Origin of the sequence: Streptomyces sp. NPDC005784 (assembly GCF_042871525.1) — a bacterium.
Classification (GTDB): Bacteria; Actinomycetota; Actinomycetes; order Streptomycetales; family Streptomycetaceae; genus Streptomyces.
The window spans coordinates 48,842-70,853 of record NZ_JBIAIQ010000039.1; the positions used below are offsets into that span (position 1 = coordinate 48,842).

23 protein-coding genes and 1 pseudogene are annotated in these 22,012 nt (G+C 68.9%); 9 read left to right on the top strand and 15 right to left on the bottom strand.

Annotation, left to right across the window (positions count from 1 at the left end):
- The first annotated feature begins 46 nt into the window (after positions 1-46).
- From ACFYR3_RS37525 to ACFYR3_RS37545, 5 genes are all read left to right on the top strand, one after another.
- Positions 47-1,267: an alginate lyase family protein gene (locus ACFYR3_RS37525; RefSeq protein ID WP_389286437.1), complete on the top strand. Its 1,221-nt coding sequence runs from the start codon at positions 47-49 to the stop codon at positions 1,265-1,267.
- A 227-nt stretch (positions 1,268-1,494) separates the two neighbouring features.
- Positions 1,495-4,038: an ATP-binding protein gene (locus tag ACFYR3_RS37530; protein ID WP_355853436.1), complete on the top strand. Its 2,544-nt coding sequence runs from the start codon at positions 1,495-1,497 to the stop codon at positions 4,036-4,038.
- Positions 4,035-4,718 (top strand): response regulator, encoded by a 684-nt coding sequence (locus tag ACFYR3_RS37535; protein WP_351121435.1) that lies wholly within the window; start codon positions 4,035-4,037, stop codon positions 4,716-4,718. The genes ACFYR3_RS37530 and ACFYR3_RS37535 overlap by 4 nt, the downstream gene beginning before the upstream one ends.
- A 116-nt stretch (positions 4,719-4,834) precedes the next feature.
- On the top strand, positions 4,835-5,233 hold the full coding sequence (locus tag ACFYR3_RS37540) for an OB-fold nucleic acid binding domain-containing protein (protein WP_261707694.1): 399 nt from the start codon (positions 4,835-4,837) through the stop codon (positions 5,231-5,233).
- Between the two features lie 3 nt (positions 5,234-5,236).
- On the top strand, positions 5,237-6,004 hold the full coding sequence (locus tag ACFYR3_RS37545; protein WP_355853440.1) for a DUF3159 domain-containing protein: 768 nt from the start codon (positions 5,237-5,239) through the stop codon (positions 6,002-6,004).
- Positions 6,005-6,156: 152 nt separating this feature from the next.
- Here ACFYR3_RS37545 and ACFYR3_RS37550 read toward each other — a convergent pair whose 3' ends face one another.
- Both ACFYR3_RS37550 and ACFYR3_RS37555 read right to left on the bottom strand, forming a co-directional pair.
- Complete coding sequence (locus ACFYR3_RS37550) at positions 6,157-6,837, bottom strand: TrkA family potassium uptake protein (protein ID WP_261707696.1); 681 nt, start codon at positions 6,835-6,837, stop codon at positions 6,157-6,159.
- Positions 6,837-7,508: a TrkA family potassium uptake protein gene (locus ACFYR3_RS37555; RefSeq protein WP_355853443.1), complete on the bottom strand. Its 672-nt coding sequence runs from the start codon at positions 7,506-7,508 to the stop codon at positions 6,837-6,839. The genes ACFYR3_RS37550 and ACFYR3_RS37555 overlap by 1 nt, the downstream gene beginning before the upstream one ends.
- Before the next feature lie 424 nt (positions 7,509-7,932).
- Here ACFYR3_RS37555 and ACFYR3_RS37560 point away from each other — a divergent pair, with 424 nt between their 5' ends.
- Positions 7,933-9,981, top strand: a complete 2,049-nt coding sequence (locus ACFYR3_RS37560; protein WP_355853446.1) for an APC family permease — start codon at positions 7,933-7,935, stop codon at positions 9,979-9,981.
- Between the two features lie 144 nt (positions 9,982-10,125).
- On the top strand, positions 10,126-11,454 hold the full coding sequence (locus ACFYR3_RS37565; protein WP_389286441.1) for a class I SAM-dependent RNA methyltransferase: 1,329 nt from the start codon (positions 10,126-10,128) through the stop codon (positions 11,452-11,454).
- A 596-nt stretch (positions 11,455-12,050) separates the two neighbouring features.
- On the opposite strand, the gene ACFYR3_RS37570 is transcribed toward ACFYR3_RS37565, so the two are convergent.
- From ACFYR3_RS37570 to ACFYR3_RS37630, 13 genes are all read right to left on the bottom strand, one after another.
- Positions 12,051-12,413 (bottom strand): glutamate ligase domain-containing protein, encoded by a 363-nt coding sequence (locus ACFYR3_RS37570; protein ID WP_389286443.1) that lies wholly within the window; start codon positions 12,411-12,413, stop codon positions 12,051-12,053.
- The gene (locus ACFYR3_RS37575; protein WP_389286445.1) at positions 12,413-12,937 is read right to left on the bottom strand and encodes a C39 family peptidase; all 525 of its coding nucleotides are present in this window, start codon (positions 12,935-12,937) and stop codon (positions 12,413-12,415) included. Before ACFYR3_RS37575 ends, ACFYR3_RS37570 begins: the two co-directional genes overlap by 1 nt.
- A gap of 36 nt (positions 12,938-12,973) precedes the next feature.
- Positions 12,974-14,065, bottom strand: a complete 1,092-nt coding sequence (locus ACFYR3_RS37580) for an ATP-grasp domain-containing protein (RefSeq protein ID WP_389286447.1) — start codon at positions 14,063-14,065, stop codon at positions 12,974-12,976.
- On the bottom strand, positions 14,062-14,862 hold the full coding sequence (gene dapF / locus ACFYR3_RS37585; protein ID WP_389286449.1) for a diaminopimelate epimerase: 801 nt from the start codon (positions 14,860-14,862) through the stop codon (positions 14,062-14,064). The genes ACFYR3_RS37580 and dapF overlap by 4 nt, the downstream gene beginning before the upstream one ends.
- A gap of 60 nt (positions 14,863-14,922) precedes the next feature.
- A complete protein-coding gene (locus ACFYR3_RS37590) occupies positions 14,923-15,111 on the bottom strand; it encodes a hypothetical protein (RefSeq protein ID WP_389286451.1) in 189 nt (62 codons plus the stop codon).
- A gap of 145 nt (positions 15,112-15,256) precedes the next feature.
- Positions 15,257-15,799 carry an NUDIX domain-containing protein gene (locus ACFYR3_RS37595; protein WP_389286453.1) on the bottom strand — a complete coding sequence of 181 codons (543 nt, stop codon included), beginning with the start codon at positions 15,797-15,799 and terminating at the stop codon, positions 15,257-15,259.
- Entirely contained in the window at positions 15,796-16,173 is a 378-nt protein-coding gene (locus tag ACFYR3_RS37600) for a hypothetical protein (RefSeq protein WP_389286455.1), read from the bottom strand. Before ACFYR3_RS37600 ends, ACFYR3_RS37595 begins: the two co-directional genes overlap by 4 nt.
- 95 nt (positions 16,174-16,268) lie before the next feature.
- Complete coding sequence (locus tag ACFYR3_RS37605) at positions 16,269-17,114, bottom strand: helix-turn-helix domain-containing protein (protein WP_389286457.1); 846 nt, start codon at positions 17,112-17,114, stop codon at positions 16,269-16,271.
- A 27-nt stretch (positions 17,115-17,141) separates the two neighbouring features.
- Complete coding sequence (locus ACFYR3_RS37610; protein ID WP_389286462.1) at positions 17,142-17,654, bottom strand: DUF6879 family protein; 513 nt, start codon at positions 17,652-17,654, stop codon at positions 17,142-17,144.
- On the bottom strand, positions 17,632-17,862 hold the full coding sequence (locus tag ACFYR3_RS37615) for a hypothetical protein (RefSeq protein ID WP_389286464.1): 231 nt from the start codon (positions 17,860-17,862) through the stop codon (positions 17,632-17,634). Before ACFYR3_RS37615 ends, ACFYR3_RS37610 begins: the two co-directional genes overlap by 23 nt.
- A 227-nt stretch (positions 17,863-18,089) precedes the next feature.
- Positions 18,090-19,496, bottom strand: a complete 1,407-nt coding sequence (locus tag ACFYR3_RS37620; protein WP_389286466.1) for a hypothetical protein — start codon at positions 19,494-19,496, stop codon at positions 18,090-18,092.
- Positions 19,497-19,632: 136 nt separating this feature from the next.
- Entirely contained in the window at positions 19,633-20,685 is a 1,053-nt protein-coding gene (locus ACFYR3_RS37625) for a serine hydrolase domain-containing protein (protein WP_389286468.1), read from the bottom strand.
- Between the two features lie 93 nt (positions 20,686-20,778).
- Positions 20,779-20,979 carry a hypothetical protein gene (locus tag ACFYR3_RS37630; protein ID WP_389286470.1) on the bottom strand — a complete coding sequence of 67 codons (201 nt, stop codon included), beginning with the start codon at positions 20,977-20,979 and terminating at the stop codon, positions 20,779-20,781.
- 41 nt (positions 20,980-21,020) lie between these two features.
- Here ACFYR3_RS37630 and ACFYR3_RS37635 point away from each other — a divergent pair, with 41 nt between their 5' ends.
- Positions 21,021-21,710 carry a YdcF family protein gene (locus ACFYR3_RS37635; RefSeq protein ID WP_389286472.1) on the top strand — a complete coding sequence of 230 codons (690 nt, stop codon included), beginning with the start codon at positions 21,021-21,023 and terminating at the stop codon, positions 21,708-21,710.
- Between the two features lie 28 nt (positions 21,711-21,738).
- Positions 21,739-22,011, top strand: a pseudogene (locus ACFYR3_RS37640) (WbqC family protein); the annotation flags it as partial.
- Position 22,012 lies beyond the last annotated feature (1 nt).

The following is a 22,012-nucleotide window of genomic DNA, read 5'->3' on the forward strand; positions in this document are numbered from 1 at the left end:
TCAGCATCCCATGCGTAGTTCACATACAAGAACGGATGGCTCCTGCATGTCCGACACCCCCACTCGGCACCGCCGCAGACGGCGCCCCGCTCTCCTCGTCACCGTCGCCGCCGCGACCGCCGCACTCGTGGGCACCCTTCTGTCCTGGCCCGGCGCGCACCGGGCCGACGCGGCGCCCGCCACCTTCGTCCACCCCGGAGTCACCGTCTCCAGGGGGCAGCTGGACTTCGCCCGCACCCAGGTCCTGGCCGGCGCCCAGCCCTGGAAGGGCGCCTACGACCAGATGATGGCGAGCAAGTACGCCTCGCTCGCGCGCACCCCCATGCCCCGCGCGACCGTCGAGTGCGGCTCGTACTCCAACCCGAACTACGGCTGCACCGACGAGCGCGAGGACGCGATAGCCGCGTACACCGACGCCCTCGCCTGGTACGTCACCCGCGACGACCGCTACGCCAAGAAGGCCATCGAGCTGATGGACGCCTGGTCCGCGGTGATCAAGGCGCACACCAACAGCAACGCGCCCCTGCAGACCGGCTGGGCCGGCTCTTCCTGGCCCAAGGCCGCCGAGATCATCAAGTACACGTACACCGGCTCCTGGGCGAACTCCGGCCGCTTCGCGACCATGCTGCGCGACGTCTACCTGCCGGAGATCATCAACGGCTCCAACTCCAACGGCAACTGGGAACTGTCGATGATGGAGGCCGCGGTCGGCATCTCCGTCTTCCTGGAGGACAAGACGTCGTACGACAGGGCCATGGCGAAGTTCCGGACGCGTACGGCGGCGTACGTCTACCTCTCCACCGACGGCGCCGTGCCGAAGACCGTGCCGAGCCAGAACCTCGACACCACCGCGAAGATCGTCAGCTACTGGCAGGGGCAGTCCACGTTCGTCACCGGGCTCACCCAGGAGACCTGCCGCGACTTCACCCACACCGGTTACGGCATCTCGGCCATCTCGCACATCGCCGAGACCAGCCGCATCCAGGGGCAGGACCTGTACGGCACCGATGTGGGCGAGCGGCTGCGCCAGGCGCTCGGCTTCCAGTCGAAGTACCAGCTGGGCACGGCGGTGCCGAGCTGGCTGTGCGGGGGATCGCTGAACCTCGGGCTCGGCCCGGTCACCGAGGTGGGCTACAACGCGCTGCACAACCGCCTGGGCATCGCGATGACCAACACCCAGACGCTCACCCAGCAGAACCGCCCGGCCGGCAGCAACAACCTCTTCGTGGCGTGGGAGACGCTGACACACGGCGACAATCCCGCGTGAACCGAAGCAGGGGTCCCATCCGATGAACCATCGAGGGACCGGGCGTCCGGTCGCGACACGGACGCCCGGTCCACGGCTCCCAGGGGGCGCGGGGGCGAACGCGGGCGTGTGGGCATCAGGGTTGCGTCAAAGACGTTCGCCGGCCGGGCGCTCGTCCCTTTCGTCGGGAATCTTGGCCGTAAGGTCGACGCTGCGTACACAGCGGTGACAGGAAGACAATAGGGCTCATGGGACGCGGCAAGCTTCGGATCTACCTCGGTGCGGCACCGGGCGTCGGCAAGACGTACGCGATGCTCTCCGAGGCGCATCGCCGCGTCGAACGCGGGACGGACTGCGTGGTGGCGTTCGTCGAGCACCATCACCGGCCGCGCACCGAGGTGATGCTGCACGGTCTGGAGCAGGTGCCGCGCAAGGAGCTGGAGTACCGGGGCGGCGTCTTCACCGAGATGGACGTCGACGCCGTGCTCCGGCGGGCCCCGGCCGTCGCCCTGGTGGACGAACTGGCGCACACCAACGTGCCCGGCTCCCGCAACGACAAGCGCTGGCAGGACGTGGAGGAGCTGCTCGCCGCCGGCATCGACGTCGTCTCCACCGTCAACATCCAGCACCTGGAGTCACTGGGCGATGTCGTCGAGTCGATAACGGGCGTTCGACAGCGCGAGACCGTGCCGGACGAGGTGGTGCGGCGGGCGGACCAGATCGAGCTGGTCGACATGTCACCGCCCGCGCTGCGCCGCCGGATGGCGCACGGCAACATCTACAAGCCCGACAAGGTCGACGCAGCTCTGTCCAACTACTTCCGTCCGGGCAATCTCACGGCGCTGCGCGAGCTCGCGCTGCTGTGGGTCGCCGACCGGGTTGACGAATATCTGACCGAGTACCGCAGCGAGCACCGGGTCTCCAAGATCTGGGGCTCCCGGGAGCGGATCGTCGTCGGGCTGACCGGCGGTCCGGAGGGGCGGACGCTGATCCGGCGTGCCGCGCGGCTCGCCGAGAAGGGCGCGGGCGGCGAGGTCATGGCCGTCTACATCGCCCGCAGCGACGGGCTCACCTCCGCCTCGCCGAAGGAGCTGGCCGTCCAGCGCACCCTGGTCGAGGACCTCGGCGGCACCTTCCACCACGTGGTCGGCGACGACATACCCGCCTCCCTGCTGGACTTCGCGCGCGGCGTCAACGCCACCCAGATCGTGCTCGGCTCGTCCCGCCGCAAGACCTGGCAGTACGTCTTCGGGCCGGGCGTCGGCGTCACGGTCGCCCGGGAGTCCGGCCCCGACCTGGACGTCCACATCGTCACCCATGAAGAGGTCGCCAAGGGGCGCGGTCTTCCGGTGGCACGCGGGGCACGGCTCGGGCGCTCCCGGATCATCTGGGGCTGGGTGATCGGGGTGGGCGGCCCCGTGGTGATGGCGCTGCTTCTGAACACGGTCGACCTCGGCCTCGCCAACGACATGCTGCTGTTCCTGGCGGTGACGGTCGCGGCCGCACTGCTCGGCGGTCTCCTCCCGGCTCTCGCCTCGGCGGCCTTCGGCTCCCTGCTGCTGAACTACTTCTACACACCACCCCTGCATCGGCTGACCATCGCCGACCCGAAGAACATCGTCGCCATCGTGATCTTCGTCGGCGTCGCCGTCTCCGTGGCGTCGGTGGTGGACCTCGCGGCCCGCCGCACCCACCAGGCGGCGCGGCTGCGGGCCGAATCGGAGATCCTCTCCTTCCTGGCGGGCAGCGTGCTGCGTGGCGAGACCAGCCTGGAAGCCTTGCTGGAGCGGGTCCGGGAGACCTTCGGGATGGAGTCGGTCGCGCTCCTGGAGCGGGCGGGCGACGTCGACCCGTGGACGTGCGCGGGCAGCGTCGGACCGGCGCCCTCGACCCGCCCCGAGGACGCCGACGTCGACATGCCGGTCGGCGACCACATGGCGCTCGCCCTGTCCGGACGGGTGCTGCCCGCCTCCGACCGCCGGGTGCTGGCCGCCTTCGCCGCGCAGGCCGCGGTGGTCCTGGACCGCCAGCGCCTTCAGTACGAGGCCGACCAGGCCAAGGAACTGGCCGAGGGCAACCGCATCCGCACCGCCCTGCTGGCCGCCGTGAGCCACGACCTGCGCACCCCGCTCGCCGGGATCAAGGCGGCGGTGTCGTCCCTGCGCTCCGACGACGTGGCCTGGTCCGACGAGGACCGGGCCGAGCTCCTCGAAGGCATCGAGGACGGCGCCGACCGCCTCGACCACCTGGTGGGCAACCTCCTGGACATGTCCCGGCTCCAGACCGGCACTGTCACCCCGCTGATCCGCGAGATCGACCTCGACGAGGTCGTCCCGATGGCGCTCGGCGGTGTCCCCGAGGACAGCGTGGACCTGGAGATCCCGGAGAGCCTGCCAATGGTCGCCGTCGACGCCGGACTCCTGGAGCGCGCCGTCGCCAACCTCGTCGAGAACGCCGTCAAGTACAGCCACGTCGACGAACGGGTCCTGGTCGCCGCGAGCGCCATCGCCGACCGGGTGGAGGTACGCGTCGTGGACCGCGGCCCCGGCGTCCCGGACGAGGCCAAGGACCGTATATTCGCGCCCTTCCAGCGCTACGGAGACGCCCCGCGCGGCACCGGAGTGGGCCTCGGCCTCGCGGTCGCCCGCGGCTTCGCCGAGGCGATGGGCGGCACCCTCACCGCCGAGGACACTCCCGGCGGCGGACTCACCATGGTGCTCACGGTGCGGGCGGTGGACCGCCGGCCCGACCTGGCCGCCCGATCAGCAGTCGCAGAAAGGCAGGCCTCATGACCCGGGTCCTCGTGGTCGACGACGAGCCGCAGATCACCCGAGCCCTCGTGATCAACCTGAAGGCGCGCAAGTACGAGGTCGACGCGGCCCCCGACGGAGCCACCGCGCTCCAGCTCGCCGCCGCCCGCCACCCCGACGTCGTCGTGCTCGACCTCGGCCTGCCCGACATGGACGGGGTCGAGGTGATCAAGGGGCTGCGCGGCTGGACCCGGGTGCCGATTCTGGTGCTGTCCGCCCGGCACTCCTCCGACGAGAAGGTCGAGGCGCTGGACGCCGGGGCCGACGACTACGTCACCAAGCCGTTCGGCATGGACGAGCTGCTCGCCCGGCTGCGCGCCGCCGTCCGCAGAGCGGAGCCCACCGGGGGCGAGGAGGACGACGTGATCGTGGAGACCGCGGGGTTCACCGTCGACCTGGCGGCGAAGAAGGTGCACCGCGACGGGCGCGACGTCCGCCTCACCCCCACGGAGTGGCACCTGCTGGAGGTCCTGGTCCGCAACACGGGGCGTCTGGTCAGCCAGAAACAGCTGCTCCAGGAGGTCTGGGGGCCGTCGTACGGGACGGAGACGAACTACCTGCGGGTCTACATGGCTCAGCTGCGCCGCAAGCTGGAGGCGGACCCCTCGCACCCGAAGCACTTCATCACCGAGCCGGGGATGGGGTACCGCTTCGAGCGATGACGTGCGTCACCTGTGCGAGTGACGGTGTGCGGGCCGGTTCGAGGGGGGTTCGTGCCCGGTTCGGGTGACGGTGCCGCGGGTACGTAGCTGTCAACGCCCCCCGGTACGCTTTCGGTATGAGTGCTGTTCCTCGTTCCGAAAAGCCGGCGGGCCGCTTCCGGCGCATGATGGACCGGCTCTCCTCGTCCCAGGAGGACCTGGAGTCCGAGGAGCTGCGGGAGGACGCCGCGACCGCGGGCTGCACCCGTATCGGTGACTGCCACGACCGGCAGATCGTCACGGTTACTGGTACCTTGCGCACGGTCACTCTGCGGCCGCGGGCCGGTGTCCCGGCCCTGGAAGCCGAGCTGTTCGACGGCTCGGCCGCCCTGGACGTGGTCTGGCTCGGCCGCCGCTCCATCGTCGGCATCGAACCCGGACGCAAGCTGATCGCCTCCGGCCGTATCTCGATGAGCCGGGGCCGTAGGGTGTTGTTCAATCCGAAGTACGAACTCAGACCCCTCGGACGGGAGTAGCCGGTGACGTCGCTCGACAAGCCGACCGAAGACGCCCAGGACGCCCAGCAGGATGCGCGGGCGGTGACCGAGGCCGCACTCTTCGAGGCGTTCGGCGGCGTGCGGGGCATGGTCGAAACGGTGGTGCCGGGCCTCCTCTTCGTCACCATCTTCACGATCAACAAGGATCTGCACTGGTCGGCGATCGCCGCCCTCGCCGTGTCCCTGCTGCTCGTCGTGGTCCGCCTGGTGCGCCGCGACACCGTGAAGCACGCCTTCAGCGGTGTCTTCGGCGTCGCCTTCGGTGTGGTCTTCGCGATGATGACGGGCAACGCGAAGGACTTCTACCTGCCGGGCATGCTGTACACGCTCGGGCTCGCCGTCGCCTATATCGTCACGACCCTCGCGGGTGTACCGCTGATCGGCTTGATGCTCGGCCCGGTCTTCAAGGAGAACCTCTCCTGGCGTACCCGCAACCCCGGTCGGAAGAAGGCGTACACGAAGGCAAGTTGGGCCTGGGGCCTGATCCTGCTCGCCAAGTGCGCGGTGCTCTTCCCGCTCTACTGGTGGGGCGACACCACCCAGTTCGGCTGGGTCCTGATCGCCCTGAAGATCCCGCCGTTCCTGCTCGCCGTCTGGCTCACCTGGGTCTTCCTGGCCAAGGCGCCGCCGCCCATCGACGTGTTCGCGGAGATGGAGGCCGAGGAGCAGGCCGAGAAGGAGCGCAAGGCCGCCCTCGCGCAGGAGCGCGGCGAAACCGCGGCCCCGGCCCGGCACCGCCGCGAGGCGTAAGCCCCAGGACGCCTGAGCACGACTGTTCCACGACGACACGACTGTTCAACGACGAAGGGGGCGCCCGGAGAAATCTCCGGGCGCCCCCTTCGTCGTACCGCCGCGCGGAACGTCCTCCCGTCGGCGGGACGTCGTACCGCCGACGGGAACGACTAGCTTGTCGCGTTCGTGTCGCGGCGCACCGACAGCAGGTCCTCCAGCTGCTCCTCACGGGCCTGGGCGGCCACGAAGAGGAGTTCGTCGCCCGCCTCCAGGGAGTCCTCCCGGGAGGGCGTCAGGACGCGGGTGCCGCGGATGATGGTCACCAGTGAGGTGTCCTCCGGCCACGCGACGTCGCCGACGGTCGTGCCCGCCAGGGCGGACTCCGGCGGCAGGGTCAGCTCGACGAGGTTGGCGTCGCCGTGGCTGAAGCGGAGCAGCCGCACCAGGTCGCCGACGCTGACGGCCTCCTCGACGAGGGCCGACATCAGTCGCGGGGTGGAGACGGCGACGTCCACGCCCCAGGACTCGTTGAACAGCCACTCGTTCTTGGGGTTGTTCACCCGGGCGACGACCCGCGGGACCCCGTACTCGGTCTTCGCGAGCAGCGAGACGACGAGGTTGACCTTGTCGTCTCCCGTGGCCGCGATGACCACGTTGCAGCGCTGCAGCGCTGCCTCGTCCAGGGAGGTGATCTCGCAGGCGTCGGCGAGCAGCCACTCCGCCTGCGGGACGCGCTCGACCGAGATGGCGGTCGGCGCCTTGTCGATCAGCAGGATCTCGTGGCCGTTCTCCAGCAGTTCGCCCGCGATCGAGCGGCCCACGGCACCGGCACCGGCAATGGCGACTCTCATCAGTGACCCGCCTCTTCCTCAGGGCCCTTGGCGAACGCCGCCTCGACCTTTTCCACCTCGTCGGTGCGCATCATCACGTGCACGAGATCGCCCTCCTGCAGCACCGTCTGGGAGGTGGACAGGATCGCCTCACCCAGCCGGGTGAGGAAGGCGACGCGCACGCCCGTCTCGTCCTGGAGGCGGCTGATCTTGTGGCCCACCCAGGTGGCGGAGGCGTGCACCTCGGCGAGCTGCACACCGCCCGTGGGGTCGCGCCACAGCGGCTCGGCGCCCGAGGGGAGCAGTCGGCGGAGCATCTGGTCGGCCGTCCAGCGGACGGTGGCGACGGTCGGAATGCCGAGGCGCTGGTAGACCTCGGCGCGGCGCGGGTCGTAGATGCGTGCGGCGACGTTCTCGATGCCGAACATCTCGCGGGCCACCCGGGCGGCGATGATGTTCGAGTTGTCACCGCTGGAGACCGCCGCGAACGCGCCCGCCTCCTCGATGCCCGCCTCGCGCAGGGTGTCCTGGTCGAAGCCGACTCCGGTGACACGACGGCCGCCGAACCCGGAGCCCAGCCGCCGGAAGGCGGTGGGGTCCTGGTCGATCACGGCGACCGTGTGCCCCTGCTGCTCCAGGTTCTGGGCAAGCGCGGAACCCACTCTTCCGCAGCCCATGATGACGATGTGCACGACCGTCCTTCCGCATGTGAATGGTTACGGCTCAGGCTAAACAGGGTCTCAGACCGTCGCCCAAGCTACACACGCGCGGTCGACCGGGGGCACCCTTGCGCAGGTTCGCCTGCGGTTTTTCGCGGAACGTTCCGGGAACGCCGGTGAACGCAGGGTTCAGCGCCGTGTGATGCTGCGGACACTCGCGAGAGTCAGGATTCCGAGGCCGATCAGTCCGAGGGTGGCGCCGATGAGCTCCGCGCTCAGGTGCATGGGTCCTCCAGGGCGGTCGGGGAACAGGGTTTTGTCATATAGACACGTGGACCATCCGGGCCGCGGAATCCGCAGCCGGAGCCCGCCCGGTTTTCACCCGGAGAGCAGATGATGTGCCGAAGAGGGACGGCGGGTGGGCGCCTGCCAGTTCGAACCCTTACGATTCCCTGTTGTGTCCAAACTGACCGACGTGCCCAAGCGGATCCTCATCGGGCGCGCACTGCGCAGTGACCGGTTGGGTGAAACGCTTCTGCCGAAGCGCATTGCCCTCCCCGTCTTCGCATCCGACCCGCTTTCCTCTGTGGCGTACGCGCCCGGAGAGGTATTGCTGGTCCTCTCCATCGCGGGCGTGTCGGCCTACCACTTCAGCCCCTGGATCGCGCTCGCGGTCGTCGTGCTGATGTTCACGGTGGTCGCGTCCTACCGCCAGAACGTGCACGCGTACCCGAGCGGCGGTGGCGACTACGAGGTGGCCACCACCAACCTCGGTCCGCGGGCCGGCCTCACCGTCGCCAGCGCGCTGCTCGTCGACTACGTCCTCACGGTCGCCGTCTCCATCGCCTCCGGCATCGAGAACCTCGGCTCGGCGGTTCCCTTCGTGGTGCAGCACAAGGTGGCCTGCGCGGTCGCCGTCATCGTGCTGCTCACGCTGATGAACCTGCGCGGGGTCAAGGAGTCCGGAAAGCTCTTCGCCATTCCGACGTACGTATTCGTCGCGGGCGTCTTCATCATGATCGCCTGGGGCGCGTTCCGCGGACTCGTGCTCGGCGACAGCATGCATGCGCCGACCGCCGACTACCACATCAAGGCCGAGCACCAGGGGCTCGCGGGCTTCGCCCTCGTCTTCCTGCTGCTGCGCGCCTTCTCGTCCGGCTGTGCGGCGCTCACCGGCGTCGAGGCGATCTCCAACGGTGTTCCCGCCTTCCGCAAGCCGAAGTCGAAGAACGCGGCGACGACGCTCGCGGCGATGGGCCTGCTCGCCGTCACCATGTTCTGCGGCATCATCGCCCTGGCCATGACCACCAAGGTGCGCATGGCCGAGAACCCCGCCACGGACCTGATCCACAACGGCGTGGCGGTCGGTGCCGACTACGTCCAGAACCCGGTGATCTCCCAGGTGGCCGAGGCCGTGTTCGGCAAGGGCAGCTTCCTGTTCATCGTGCTGGCCGCCGCCACCGCGCTCGTCCTGTTCCTGGCCGCGAACACCGCGTACAACGGCTTCCCGCTGCTCGGTTCGATCCTCGCCCAGGACCGCTACCTGCCGCGCCAGCTGCACACCCGCGGCGACCGTCTGGCCTTCTCGAACGGCATCGTGCTCCTGGCCGGCGCCGCGAGCATGCTCGTCATCATCTACGGGGCCGACTCGACGCGTCTGATCCAGCTCTACATCGTCGGCGTGTTCGTCTCCTTCACTCTCAGCCAGACCGGCATGGTCCGCCACTGGAACCGCCACCTGGCCACCGAGACCGACCAGGCCAAGCGGCGCCACATGGTCCGCTCCCGGGCGATCAACACCTTCGGCGCCTTCTTCACCGGGCTGGTCCTGGTCGTCGTCCTGGTCACCAAGTTCACGCACGGCGCCTGGGTCGCCCTGCTCGGCATGGTGATCTTCTATGCGACGATGACCGCGATCCGTAAGCACTACGACCGCGTCTCGGAGGAACTGGCCGCCCCCGAGGGACCGTCCGACGACAGCGTCCGGCCCTCCCGCGTCCACTCCGTCGTGCTGGTCTCCAAGATCCACCGCCCGGCGCTGCGCGCCCTCGCCTACGCCAAGCTGCTGCGCTCCGACACCCTCGAAGCGCTCAGCGTCAACGTGGACCCGGCCGAGACCAAGACGCTGCGCGACGAGTGGGAACGGCGCGGCATCGACGTACCGCTGAAGGTCCTCGACTCGCCCTACCGCGAGATCACCCGGCCGGTCATCGAGTACGTGAAGGGCCTGCGCAAGGAGTCGCCGCGCGACGCGGTCTCCGTGATCATCCCCGAGTACGTGGTCGGCCACTGGTACGAGCACCTGCTGCACAACCAGAGCGCCCTGCGTCTCAAGGGCCGGCTGCTGTTCACGCCGGGCGTCATGGTCACCTCGGTGCCCTACCAGCTGGAGTCCTCCGAGGCCGCGAAGCTGCGTGCCCGCAAGCGGCAGGACTGGAACGCGCCGGGTGCGGTGCGCCGGGGACCGGCCCACGAACGGCACAAGGAGCACAGCCCGAAGAACTAGCGGCCGAAGGAGCCGAGCCCGGAGAACTGGCGGCCGAAGGAGCGCGGCCCGAAAATCGACGGGCGCGGGAAGCGCACCGGAAGCACGTAGACTGGTGGGCTGTTGTCCGGCCGTTTCCCCCTTCTCATCTGGAGTCACCCCACCATGCAGGCAGAACCGAAGAAGTCGCTGGTGGGGGACGAGTACGAGGTCGAGATCGGCCCCGTGGCGCACGGCGGGCACTGCATCGCCCGGACGGACGAGGGCCAGGTCCTCTTCGTCCGGCACGCGCTGCCCGGTGAGCGCGTCGTGGCCCGGGTGACCGAGGGCGAGGAGGGCGCACGGTTCCTGCGCGCCGACGCTGTGCGGATCATCGACGCCTCCAAGGACCGCGTCGAGGCGCCCTGCCCCTACGCGGGTCCCGGTCGCTGCGGCGGCTGCGACTGGCAGCACGCCAAGCCCGGTGCGCAGCGCCGTCTCAAGGGCGAGGTCATCGCCGAGCAGTTGCAGCGCCTCGCGGGCCTCACGCCCGAGGAGGCCGGCTGGGACGGCACGGTGATGCCCGCCGAGGGCGACAAGCTGCCCGCGGGCGAGGTTCCGGCCTGGCGCACGCGCGTCCAGTACGCGGTCGACGTGGACGGCAACGCCGGACTGCGCCGCCACCGCTCGCACGAGGTCGAGCCCATCGAGCGCTGCATGATCGCCGCCCCGGGGGTCACCGAACTCGGCATCGAGGAGCGCGACTGGTCCGGCATGGCCTCCGTCGAGGCGATCGCCGCGACGGGCTCCCAGGACCGCATGGTGATTCTCGAACCCCGTCCCGGTGCCCGTCTGCCGCTCGTCGAACTCGACAAGCCGGTCTCCGTGATGCGTGTCGAGGAGAACGACGGCGGCATCCACCGCGTCCACGGCCGCGGGTTCGTGCGTGAGCGTGCCGACGGCCGCACCTACCGGGTCGGCAGCGGCGGCTTCTGGCAGGTCCACCCGATGGCCGCCGACACCCTCGTCAAGGCGGTCATGCAGGGCCTGCTGCCGCGCAAGGGCGACATGGCGCTCGACCTGTACTGCGGTGTCGGCCTCTTCGCGGGCGCCCTCGCGGACCGGCTCGGCGACCAGGGCGCGGTCCTCGGCATCGAGTCGGGGAAGCGCGCGGTGGAGGACGCCCGGCACAACCTCGCCGCCTTCGACCGCGTCCGCATCGAACAGGGCAAGGTCGAGGCGGTCCTCCCGCGCACCGGCATCACCGAGGTCGACCTCATCGTCCTGGACCCGCCCCGCGCGGGCGCGGGCAAGAAGACGGTCGAACAGCTGTCATCGCTGGGCGCGCGCAAGATCGCCTACGTGGCCTGCGACCCGGCGGCGCTGGCCCGCGACATCGCGTACTTCCGCGACGGCGGCTACAAGGTGCGGACGCTGCGGGCGTTCGACCTGTTCCCGATGACCCACCACGTGGAGTGCGTGGCGATCCTGGAGCCGATGAAGAAGGGCGACTGACCTGCGGGTTCGGGTGGTGTGCGGTATGTGCAGTGTGGGCGTTACGGGCGATATCTTGACGCTGAAATGACGCTCTCCGAGGTGTCTTGACGCTCATTTGACGCTCGTTCTGCTCCACGATCCGGTCTTGCCGACCATCTCCAGGGCTGGCCCGCGTCATCGCCAGGCGGCCGCCGGTCCGTACGACCTGGGCCAGCTCGCCGAGCGGCTGGACGGGGGCGTCGGCGTTCGCCATCGCGTCGACACACCACCCCGTCCACCGAGCCACCCCAATCCGGTCGCCTCCAGCTTCCCCACGGGGAACTGCGCCCGGCTGCCCGGTACTCCGAACTCCGGCGCACGGGCGGCGGCGATACGGACCGTCGGCGGCGAGACATTCACGTCGATCACACTGACGTGCAGAGCCCGGGGCCAGCCACAGGCCGACCCCGCCAGATTGCACCCGACAACCACCACCACCTGCGCTGGCACCGTCCGGAGCCGCCCGATGAGCGCGCCGAGGCGCGGCCAGTCGCATGAGCTGTACGGCGCCACCTCGCCCGCGTGCAGCGCCGACATCAGAGAACTTCGGGTCTGGGCGGTGTGGAAGGCACGGCTCACAGCCCCGTAATAGGTTGCCCTGCGAGTGCCTGCGCGATCTGCCAGAGCTGTCCACCGCGGGACGCCTTCACCAGAACGACGTCGCCGGAGCGGATGATGGACTTCAGGTAGGCGGCGGCGGTCGCGTTGTCGCCGACCATCGCGATGTCCGGCACGCCCGCGGCTCCCGCCGCGAGGGCGAGTTGCTTGGCGAGAGCGTTGCCGACCGCCACGACGAGATCGACGCCGTTCTCGGCGGCCATGCGTCCGACCTTGCGGTGGGCTTCGACGGCTTGGTCGCCCAGTTCCAGCATCTCTCCGAGTACGGCGATCCTTCGGCCGCCTGTGGCCTCGGTCGTGTCGCCGTCTGCCTCGGTCATCAAGACTCTCCGTTGTGGATGAGGGGCGCGAAGGTGATCGCGCGGCCGGTGTAGGAGGCGGATACGCGGCTGAGGGGGATTCGGTCGTGCGTCTGGCCCCAGGCCGACGGGTCTCGGAAGCGGATCGTCGGGTCGGGGCCGTCCTCGTAGCCGCTGAGGATGACGAGGTGGCCGCCGGCGCGGCCGTCGTCGGGGAACTGCTCGGTCACGGACACGATGAGCGGAGCGTCGTCGAGCCGTCTCGTCAGGTCCTCGACCGGGACGGGCTCGGCGGTCGAGGAGACTCCGAGGTCGGTCGCCAGGCTCGCGATCCCCGCGTGGATTGCTCCACGCGGGGTCAGGACCTCATTCTTGACCGCGAGTTTCAGGAGTTCCGTGACCGTGGGTGCCTCGCGCCCGTAGGCGAGCAGGATCATTCTCAGAGACGCCAGGCCGCACGCCCGGTTGGACCATTGGATCCTGTCCCCGAGCGCCCATCCTCCGTGCAGATCCCACTCGGCGGGGGCGATGAGCTGACGGCACATGGGGACATCGTGGACGCGCGGCACAGCGGCGGGCTCCTACGGCGAGACGGCAGCCTCCCGAGCCCGTGTGGTGCTGGAGAACGCGGGAGTGGGCAGGGGGCCATCGTATGGCGGGCGGGCCAGGGCCTCGTGCAGCATGGCCAATACGACATCCGTGTGCGTGAGTCCGACCATCGCCGCTCCGACCGCGAAGTTGCTGTCACGGGACATGCCCGGCGTGGTGTTGACCTCCAGCGTGTACGGCTCGAAGTCCTCGGTGAGGATGAAGTCGATGCGTGCCGAACCGCGTAACCCGAGTCCGTCCCACAGCGTCCGGACGTGCTCGGTGATCTTGTCCAGCACGGCGGGAGCCAGGTCGGCGGCACGTACGGTTACCCTGCCCCGGGAGTCCACGTCGAGCTTCGTGTCGGCGTCGTAGAAGTCCGCTTCGGCGGCCTCGGTGGCCAGCGGCGGGAAGGCGACGATCGAGCCGCCCGGCAGCTCCAGCAGCCCCATCGTCATTGGCGTGCCGGCCACGTACTCCTCGATGAGCACTGGCGCGCCCTCGTCGTCGGCGGCGTCCGCCAGCGCGCCGGGCAGGTCCGCCGCATCGCGTACGAGGCTCATGCCCACGCTGGACCCGCCGAAGGGCGGCTTGACCATCACGGGACGCCCGTTCCAGGTCATTGGGCCGCCGGACCAGACGTGCCAGCCGGGTGTAGGGACGCCGAGGGTGAGCATGACCCGCTTGCAGAGGATCTTGTCGGCGGCCACGGCGGATGCCGCGACTCCGCTGCCGCAGTAGGGCACGCGCAGGTAGTCGAGCAGGCCCTGCAGCCGGCCGTCCTCGCCGTACGGGCCGTGCAGGTTGGAGAGGGCGACGTCGTATTCGACGAGCTCCGTGACGAAGTCGGGCTCGCAGGGGTTCAGCACCTTCCATCGGGCGCCGATCTCATTCAGGGCTTCGGTCAGGGCGGTGACGGAGCGCTGTTCGACGGGGCACTTCGAGTGGTAGAGCCGGTCCTCGGCGGACACGGGCCCGTAGATGAGGGCGACGCCGAGGCCGTGGCGGTTCTGGCCCCAGTCACGAAGCTCTTCGGCGGCTTTCTGCACCGCGAGGCCCGAGCTGGGGTTGAGGAAGAGAGTCATGCGAGTACCCCTTCGAAGGTGTTCGTGACAGGACCGCCGACCCAGTGAGTTCGGTTCGGCCGGGCGTCATGGGGCCGGACCGTGAGCGGTTCACCGGCTCGGTTGTGGACGGTGACGGCACGCCGGGCGACGAGTCCACGCATGGTGGCGACGACGACGGCTGCGACTGCCCCGCTTCCGCACGACAGGGTTTCCGCCTCGACGCCGCGTTCGTAGGTGCGGATCTTCAGCGCCTGGTTGCCGATGGACTGGACGAAGTTGACGTTCGTCCCCAGTGGGGCAAGGTCGGTGTGGTGGCGGACGAGGCGCCCGACCATTTCCGCGTCGATGGCGTCCACGTCGTCCACGACGGCTACGACGTGTTCCGTGCCGGTGTGGGCGCTGTCGAACCAGGTCGGCCTGCCGTTGATGACGGTTTGCAAGCGTCGAGGGAGAACTGCGCCGACCTCGGCCGTGACCCAGACGGAGTCGTCGGACACGACCGCCTCGTGCACCACGCCGGCCATGCGAAGGCTCATCCGCTGGAAGCCGTGATCGCGGTGGGCGGCCCAGGCGCAGCACCGCAGGGCGTTGCCGCACATGGTCGCGATCGAGCCGTCCGCGTTGAAGCAGGTGACTTCGAGGACGGCCGGGCGGTCGCTGATCAGCCTGCTGATGACGAGGCCGTCCGCACCTACGCCGGTGCGCCTGGCACACAGGCGTTCCGCCTCCTTGGGCCACTCGTTGTCGCCGTCCGGGCCGAGGTCGGAGAGCAGGACGAAGTCGTTTCCGGCGCCATGGATCTTGCGAAAGCGCATGGCAAAGCTCCTCGCATGGTGAGGTGAGAGTGATGACGCGGTGCCCGAACGAGGCAGGGATCAGCGGAAGTCGATGGACCGGTACGTGGTCCGGGCCTTCCGCATGACCCAGGGCTCCCGCCCGGCAAAGATCAGTACGCGGTGGGCCGCGGTGCCGGCCGACCGCATGTCCCGGACCCGCCGGTACACGCCGTCGAGGTAGACGAAGTCACCGACGCGGACATCGCTCGGCGGCCGGGTGCTTCCCATGGTTCCGCGAGGCGGAGGTGGAGGCGGTATAGAGGGCGGCTCCTTGGCCCTTCGCTCGTACATCAGCTCCTCCAGATTCCGAGCAGGAGAGAGCCGCCGATCGCGATGAGGCTCACCACGTAGGCGAGTTGTTCGTTTCGGGGACTCATCGGATCCCGCTCAGGTGCTGCTCCACGCGATTGCGGACCGACGGGACGCCTATCTCGGTGAGGGGCACCCAGGCCGCTGCGCCCGTCTCGATCATCGAAGGGAGGACCGCGCCCGAATGGGCCCGGAAGAGGTAACGGACGCCGACCCGGAGGCGGGGGCCGTACCTGTGCTGCCCCGGCAGGGTCACGTCGACCAGGAAGGGGCCCTCGGCGCCGGGCTGTGTCCACACGTCCCGGATGCCGACCTCCTCGGCCAGCAGGCGCCGGGCCGCCTCGCTCAGGGAGTCGTCCGTGTCCTCCGGTTCCGCCTCCGCGAGGGCATAGCTTCCGCCGTGCCTCAGGCACAGGACTCGATTGTGCTCGTCGACGACGACGGCTCCCGTGACCACCAGAGGGCAGCGCCGGTCGTGGGTGCAGACTCGCCGCTTGGAGTGGTCGCGGGCCGCGTCGTAGACCGGCATCAGCGCCATCCTGTCGGCGGGATGCTCATAGATGTAGTGGGAGAGTTCCCGAACGATCTGGTCGCCCTTGACGCTCACGGGGCATCCAGCCCGTTCCGCTCGGAGTAGATCCACAGCAGGCGCCGCGTCACAAGGGCGACACCGCGGAGGTAGAAGTACGTCCCGAAGGTAGGCGTCTCGGCGGTCGGTCGGTTCGTTAGGTCGACCAGCATGGTCCCCTCGCGGAGCAGTTGCCGCACCTCGCTGTCGTCGTCGGCGCCCAGGTCCTCGCGGAGCAACCGATTCAGGTGACCAGCGATCGCCGGCAGATGCCTGTCCATCGCTGCGCGGGTCGTGGTGTCCATTCGCAGGCCGAGGACGGTATGCGTTCGCGAGGAGATCGTTTCCACGTCGATGGAGGCGTCGTCGTCCTCGGCCGCCTCGAACGTCTTGCCCGTACTTGCCACAGTCATTACTGGCCCTTCCGGAGCACGATTTCAGCTGTGCCTGTAAAGCTAGGAAGGGAGTTGGGTAAGGCTCTACGAGTGTGCCGGAACTTGCCGGGCATTCACCCCAGAGATTCGATGGCGGCGGTGATGAGTTCACGTGCCGCGGGGCCGTGGACGGCAAGTTCGGCCAGCTCGCTGAACGTTTTGGCATACATGGCAAGTTCGTGTTTTTGGACGACACTGAGATGGGCCGAGATCAGTTCGACGTTCACCAACTCGTCGTCGTAAAGGAAGAATCCCTCGACGGGCCAGAGGCCCGAACGGTCGGCGTCCTGGGGGATGATGCCGATGCTCACCGACGGGAGCGCCATGGCGCTGAGGAGGTAGCCGAGTTGGCCCGCCATCACGTCGGTGCCGCCGATGCGGTACCGCAGAACGCCTTCCTCCAGGAGGATGGCGAACTTGTGGTTCCCGTAGACGACCTGTTGCTTCTCCACGCGCACCTTGACGGCTGCCGGCACATCGTCGATGAGCCCTCGGCGGTCACGAATGGACGTCAGAAGGGCGGTGATGTACGAGGCCGTCTGTACGGGGCCGGGGATGAGCCAGGGCGAGTAAATGCGAAAGCGCTCGGTGCGTTCCCACAGAGGAAGAACAGATTCCTGTGCCCACTTGAGCCCGTGGCGCTCCATCTTGCGCCACTCGACGTGCATGCCCTCAATTCCACGAGCTGTCGAGATGAGATCCTCGGCCTCGCCCTCCGCGCCGCACGCTGAACACCAGTCGCGAAGGTCGTGCTCCGAGGGCGCGCGGGCGCCGCTCTCGAAGCGCGAAGCCTTGGACTCGTGCCAACCCAGGCTTTGGGCCAGCGCGCGCTTGGTGAGTCCGGCCGCTTTCCGGATCTCGGCGATGCGTTGTCCGAGCGCCTTGCGGGCTTCCTGGACGCTTGAAGACGGCGATGTCATGTCGGTGCGACGGCGCTGTCCGGGCTGTCAGACCAGCTCGAACGTCGCGTGTGGCGTCGCGCGTTGCCACACGGCCTCGAAGGCCGATTCGCAGAGCTTCGCCACCGCAGGGTCTTCCGTGAGTTCGACCTCCATGTTCTCGCCCTCGCCGTCGAAGTGGTTGACGAGTACGAGGCGGGAGTCGAACAGCCAGAAGTCGTTGCCCGGAAGTGCGATGTCGGTCGCGTGGCGCCGTGAGAGCCATCGCACGCTTTCGCCGGCCGCGATGTTCAGCCCGTCCGTCACGTCGTACTCGAAGCGAATGTACTCACTGACCGGTGTCGATACGACACGGGCACGTCGAACCTCGACGCCTCGCGAGGTCGCCTCCGTGACGATGGCGTGCCAGTCGGCCCAGCGCTCGGCGGGATCGAGGAATTCACCGGCCTGCCAGTCGACGAAGGCCGGGTCCGACTTCATGTAGGCGTCGCGCATCTCCAGATGAACAGCCGTCACCTGGCAGTCACGGAACAGTTCCTCAAACGTCGGGGGCCTCGTCATCCTGCTTCACCTCCAAGAAGAACTGCACCATGCGACGGGGGATCTCCACCACCGACTCGTGCCTGGGGATGTCCATCTGCCCGAGGCGCTCGGCGTCCTCCACCTTCCACCCTTGTATGAGGTAGCTGTCCTTCTCCTCGTCGAGGTAGACGGTGGGCGAGCCGCCACTGGGACTCTCCGGGTCCTTGCCGAGCTTGCGTAGAGCCATGATGTCCTCCTCGGATACCGATTAAGGATTTCTGTGCCAGAGCTTGCCCGTGACTGGGCTGCCGAGCCAGGAACTTGCCCAAACTTGCCAGGACTTAAGCCGGTATCCGGAGTGGGACGCTTGACCGACACGCAGGGCACGCGGATGCCGATCGCATCTTTGCGGTAAGCGGGCATGGGGCGAGGGGCCGAAGAGTCTAAGTGTGTTCGGTGTTGGAGAGCCAGTGTTCAGGAACCGCTCATGTCGTCTCTCGCAGGGAGGACGCGCAGCGCCATGACGGTGCCGTCGTCGGCGAAGGAGACAGGGCCCCAGTTCGGGGCCGTCGTGCCGGTCGAAAAGGTGTCGCGCAGGTCGTAGGCCCGGTGTCGGTACGCTTCGACCTGCCCCTTTACCAAGAGCTCGTACAGCTCCTCGGCGATTCCGGAGAACGCCTCCACGCGGACGTGGTTGAGGCGGAACACCTGGTCGGTGCCGACGAACCACGCAGCGCCGATCTTGTGCCGGGCGTCCCGGACGCTGGCCGAGCCGGCGAACGTCTGCTGCTCGTAGTGCTTGTGGCCTTGGCCGGTGGTCAGGTACTGGGCGATCTCGGTGCCCGCCCCGGCGAACGCCAGTTGTGCCGCGGCTCCGGTGCGTGCCAACAACTGCCCGAACCAGTCCATGTCCTTGCGGGGGATGAGGAACCCGTCCTGGATGCGTTCCCTGCGGCCGTCGGTGGCGGGTACGCGCACGGCGCCGGCGTACGGGGGGTTCCGTTCCCCCAGTACGGCGTCCGCGCTCCTCTTCCCCGCATCCGGCCTTGCCGGTAACAGCCCTTTCCCGGGTGCTTGCAGTGCGTTGACCGTGATGCCTTCCTTCGCGAGCAGTTCGGTGGACATCAGGAGGCACGGTGTGGAGTCCCACTCGGCGAGGTGGAAGTGTTCGGCGCGCTCGCTGCCCCTGGCCAGTTGCTTGAACGCCGAGCGGTCGGCCTTGCCGGTGCGCTTGTTGGCGATCTGGTGGTTTCCGTTGACCGTCACGGCGAAGACGCGGGACGGGTCACCCGGCCGCCACGCTTCGATGAAGAAGTCGGGCCGTGGCCGGGCGCCCAGGGTCGGCCGTGGCCCGGAACGCGCGAAGCCCGCCAGCAGTACCGCCTCCGCGTCGAGGGTGGAGACCATGTGGTCCGGGAATCGGTTCCGAACGGCCCGCTCCGCGACCGCGAGGCCGAAGGCGCGTCCCAACTCCCGTGCCTGCATGGCCCTGTAGGAGAGTTCCGGGCTCTGCCCCTCGTCGGTGAGGGCCAGATGGCCGTCGGCGTCGGCGCCGGCGGCCATGGCCTGGCAGTACTTCAGCCCCTGCCAGTGTTCGGCCAGCCCCCTGCCGCGCCCCTGGCGAGCCAGCGTGGTGGCCCGGGCGAAGACGCCGAGTAATTCCCAGGGCGTGAGGACGAGGTCCTCACGGTCGGCGCCTCGCATCGGTCGTAGATCGGGCTTGCGGGCACTGGGCTGCTGGCCATCCTTCTTGCGTACGCGCTGCCGGTCGATGGCGGCGGCCGCCTTGTCCGTGTCGGTCACCAGAGTGGTGGTCGAACTGATGTGGACGGGGAGCTTCCGGCGCAGCCGGGCGAGGACCTCTTCCGTGGATGCTGACATGACTGGGCACCGTACGAAGCCGGGTGCGAGCGCACGCAAGTGCGCATCGGCGCTCGCGCCCGACGATCAGAAGCCAGTTGGCGAGCACTTGCCGGCCAGACCGGGAAGCCTGTTGCGTGCAGTCCGGCGGGTCGGCTCAGGTGACGGCGAGGGAGCGGAAAGCGTTGCGGATCCGGGTGAGGGGCTCCCGGTCCCGGGTGTAGAAGAGCTTGTTCGTCAGCAGGACCGCCCACTGGTTCCTCTTCGGGGAGATCCACATGCCGGTTCCGGTGAAGCCGTAGTGCACCCAGACATCGTCGACTTCGTGTGCCGTGCCCGGGGCCGGATGCCAGAACAGGCCGCGGGGCGGAATCAGTCCCTGTGTATGGATCCGCAGGGACTCCTTGACCCAGCCCCGGCCGAACCCGGCGGGCTCGGTGATCCCGGCCGGGGTCAGGAGGTGGCGCAGGAAGATGGCGAGGTCGTCGAGGACGGAGAATACGCCCGCGATGCCGCACGTCCCGCCCAGGAGTCGTGCGGAGAAGTCGTGGGCGACCCCCTTGAGGTGCGTTCCCGTGCCTTCGTCTAGTTCGGTCGGTGCGCAGAGGGCCGCAGCGTCGGCGGGCAGTGGCCCGTAGCCGGTTCGCGCCATGCCCAAGGGTTGCCACACGCGGGTGGCGGCGAGGTCGCCGAGGCTCAGGCCGGAGAGGTGTTCGGCGAGGTAGCCGAGGATGAGTGCGGCGCGGTCGGTGTACTCCACGGCTTCGCCGGGTGGGCGGTGCAGGGCTTCGCGGAGGACGCCGTCGCGGACGTCCTGGGGGTCGCTGCCGTACAGGTTCCTGAGGTTGGCCCGGAGCGGGACGCCGGCTGTGTGGGTGAGCAGGTGGCGGGCGGTGACCGTGCCCAGGGGGTGGCCGGTCACCTCGGTCCAGAAGTCGCCCAAGGGGAAGTCGAGTTGGAGCTTGCCGTCCTCGACGAGGCTACCGATGGTCGACCACACGGCGAGGACCTTGGTGAGGCTGGCGACGTCGAAGACGGTGTCGGGACGCATCGGTTCGTCGGGACGGGCGGGGTCGAGGAATCCGACGGTGCCGCTCGTGGACGTGCCCTGGCCGCCGCCGACGGCCCAAACGGCGCCGGGGTAGACCTTGTCGCGGACCCCGTCCTGGAGGAGCTGGTGGATGCGGTCGGTGTCGAGGTCGAGCGCCATGGTCTCCCGATCGATCGTGGGCGGTGCCGTGGGATGTCCCGGAGCTCAGCGTAGTGATGAGGCAGGCGCAGGTCCGGTTGTGGCGCGGGCGGGTCAGGCGAGCCGTTCGCCGAGGTTGTTCGAGGCTGCTGCAGCCAGCGGCCTGGAGGTCGGTAGCAGGCCGGAGGTGGTGCGGAGACGGATGAGGTCTGTGGCGCGTGCGGCCGGGTCGGTGAAGGCGCTGCGACCCGGAAGGATGGGCTGTCCGTCCTCGACCAGGCGGCACAGGTGGCCCGGCAGTACGGGCTGAGCCACCAGCTGCGCAGCATCGAGGGCATCCGAAAGGGTCAGCAGGGATGAGCCAGGGAGTGCCAGTGCCGGAGCACGAGCAGCGCCAGCTCACCGACGAGCAGTTCCACGACGCGACGCTGATCTGGACCTACCACGGGATGGGCCACGAACGACGCCCCTGCTCGGCCGCGATCGGCCTGGGAAGCCACGACCTCGGGGTGGCCACCGCGGCCGCCGATCTGTACCGCGCCGGCCTCTTCCCGGTCGTGGTCTTCAGCGGGGGCAACAGCCCCACCACCCGCGCCCGCTTCCCGCGCGGCGAGGCTGTCCACTACCGCGAGCATGCCCTGAGCCTGAGGGTGCCGGACGAGGCGATTCTCGTCGAGGCTCAGGCGGCGAACACCGGCCAGAACATCACGTTCTCCCGCGCGCTGCTGGCCGAGACCGGAGTGGAAGTCGAGTCACTCCTGCTGATCTCCAAGCCGTACATGGAGCGCCGTTCGTACGCGACGTGCCGCAAGTTGTGGCCGGAGGCCGAGGTCGTCTGCGCCTCCGAGCCGCTGGAACTGGACGACTACATCAAGTCCATCGGCGACGAGAAGCTCGTCGTCGACATGCTCGTCGGTGACCTGCAACGGGTGATCGAGTACCCGAAGCTCGGCTTCGCCGTCGAGCAGGACGTACCGAGGGATGTGCATGACGCCTACGAGCGCCTCCTGGGCGCCGGCTTCGACAGCCGCCTCATCAGTAACTGAGCCATCCCGCCTCAGCCCGTCGGGCGGGGTGTGCGCCATCCATCAACCGAACCTGTTCCCACGGCTGTCCACGTTGGCGAAGCTCTTCGCCGCCGACCGCTGGATCGTCCTCGACGACGTGCAGTTCGCCCGGCGCGACTACCAGCACCGAGCCCGCCTCGCCGCCCTGGACGATCCCGGTCGCCAGCAGTGGCTCACGCTCCCGACGAACCTTGCCCACGGGCGCGCGACCACGATCAGGCAGGCACGTCTCGTCGAACCTTGCCGCTCACGCCGGACGGCCGAGCTGCTCGTACGCCAGT

Bases quoted from the DNA above. Each gene is read 5' to 3' on its own strand.
- ACFYR3_RS37525 (WP_389286437.1), top strand. From the start codon at position 47: ATGTCCGACACCCCCACTCGGCACCGCCGCAGACGGCGCCCCGCTCTC.
- ACFYR3_RS37530 (WP_355853436.1), top strand. From the start codon at position 1,495: ATGGGACGCGGCAAGCTTCGGATCTACCTCGGTGCGGCACCGGGCGTC.
- ACFYR3_RS37535 (WP_351121435.1), top strand. From the start codon at position 4,035: ATGACCCGGGTCCTCGTGGTCGACGACGAGCCGCAGATCACCCGAGCC.
- ACFYR3_RS37540 (WP_261707694.1), top strand. From the start codon at position 4,835: ATGAGTGCTGTTCCTCGTTCCGAAAAGCCGGCGGGCCGCTTCCGGCGC.
- ACFYR3_RS37550 (WP_261707696.1), bottom strand. From the start codon at position 6,837: ATGAGAGTCGCCATTGCCGGTGCCGGTGCCGTGGGCCGCTCGATCGCG.
- ACFYR3_RS37565 (WP_389286441.1), top strand. From the start codon at position 10,126: ATGCAGGCAGAACCGAAGAAGTCGCTGGTGGGGGACGAGTACGAGGTC.
- ACFYR3_RS37570 (WP_389286443.1), bottom strand. From the start codon at position 12,413: ATGACCGAGGCAGACGGCGACACGACCGAGGCCACAGGCGGCCGAAGG.
- ACFYR3_RS37575 (WP_389286445.1), bottom strand. From the start codon at position 12,937: ATGTGCCGTCAGCTCATCGCCCCCGCCGAGTGGGATCTGCACGGAGGA.
- ACFYR3_RS37580 (WP_389286447.1), bottom strand. From the start codon at position 14,065: ATGACTCTCTTCCTCAACCCCAGCTCGGGCCTCGCGGTGCAGAAAGCC.
- dapF (WP_389286449.1), bottom strand. From the start codon at position 14,862: ATGCGCTTTCGCAAGATCCATGGCGCCGGAAACGACTTCGTCCTGCTC.
- ACFYR3_RS37590 (WP_389286451.1), bottom strand. From the start codon at position 15,111: ATGGGAAGCACCCGGCCGCCGAGCGATGTCCGCGTCGGTGACTTCGTC.
- ACFYR3_RS37600 (WP_389286455.1), bottom strand. From the start codon at position 16,173: ATGACTGTGGCAAGTACGGGCAAGACGTTCGAGGCGGCCGAGGACGAC.
- ACFYR3_RS37605 (WP_389286457.1), bottom strand. From the start codon at position 17,114: ATGACATCGCCGTCTTCAAGCGTCCAGGAAGCCCGCAAGGCGCTCGGA.
- ACFYR3_RS37610 (WP_389286462.1), bottom strand. From the start codon at position 17,654: ATGACGAGGCCCCCGACGTTTGAGGAACTGTTCCGTGACTGCCAGGTG.
- ACFYR3_RS37615 (WP_389286464.1), bottom strand. From the start codon at position 17,862: ATGGCTCTACGCAAGCTCGGCAAGGACCCGGAGAGTCCCAGTGGCGGC.
- ACFYR3_RS37620 (WP_389286466.1), bottom strand. From the start codon at position 19,496: ATGTCAGCATCCACGGAAGAGGTCCTCGCCCGGCTGCGCCGGAAGCTC.
- ACFYR3_RS37625 (WP_389286468.1), bottom strand. From the start codon at position 20,685: ATGGCGCTCGACCTCGACACCGACCGCATCCACCAGCTCCTCCAGGAC.
- ACFYR3_RS37635 (WP_389286472.1), top strand. From the start codon at position 21,021: ATGAGCCAGGGAGTGCCAGTGCCGGAGCACGAGCAGCGCCAGCTCACC.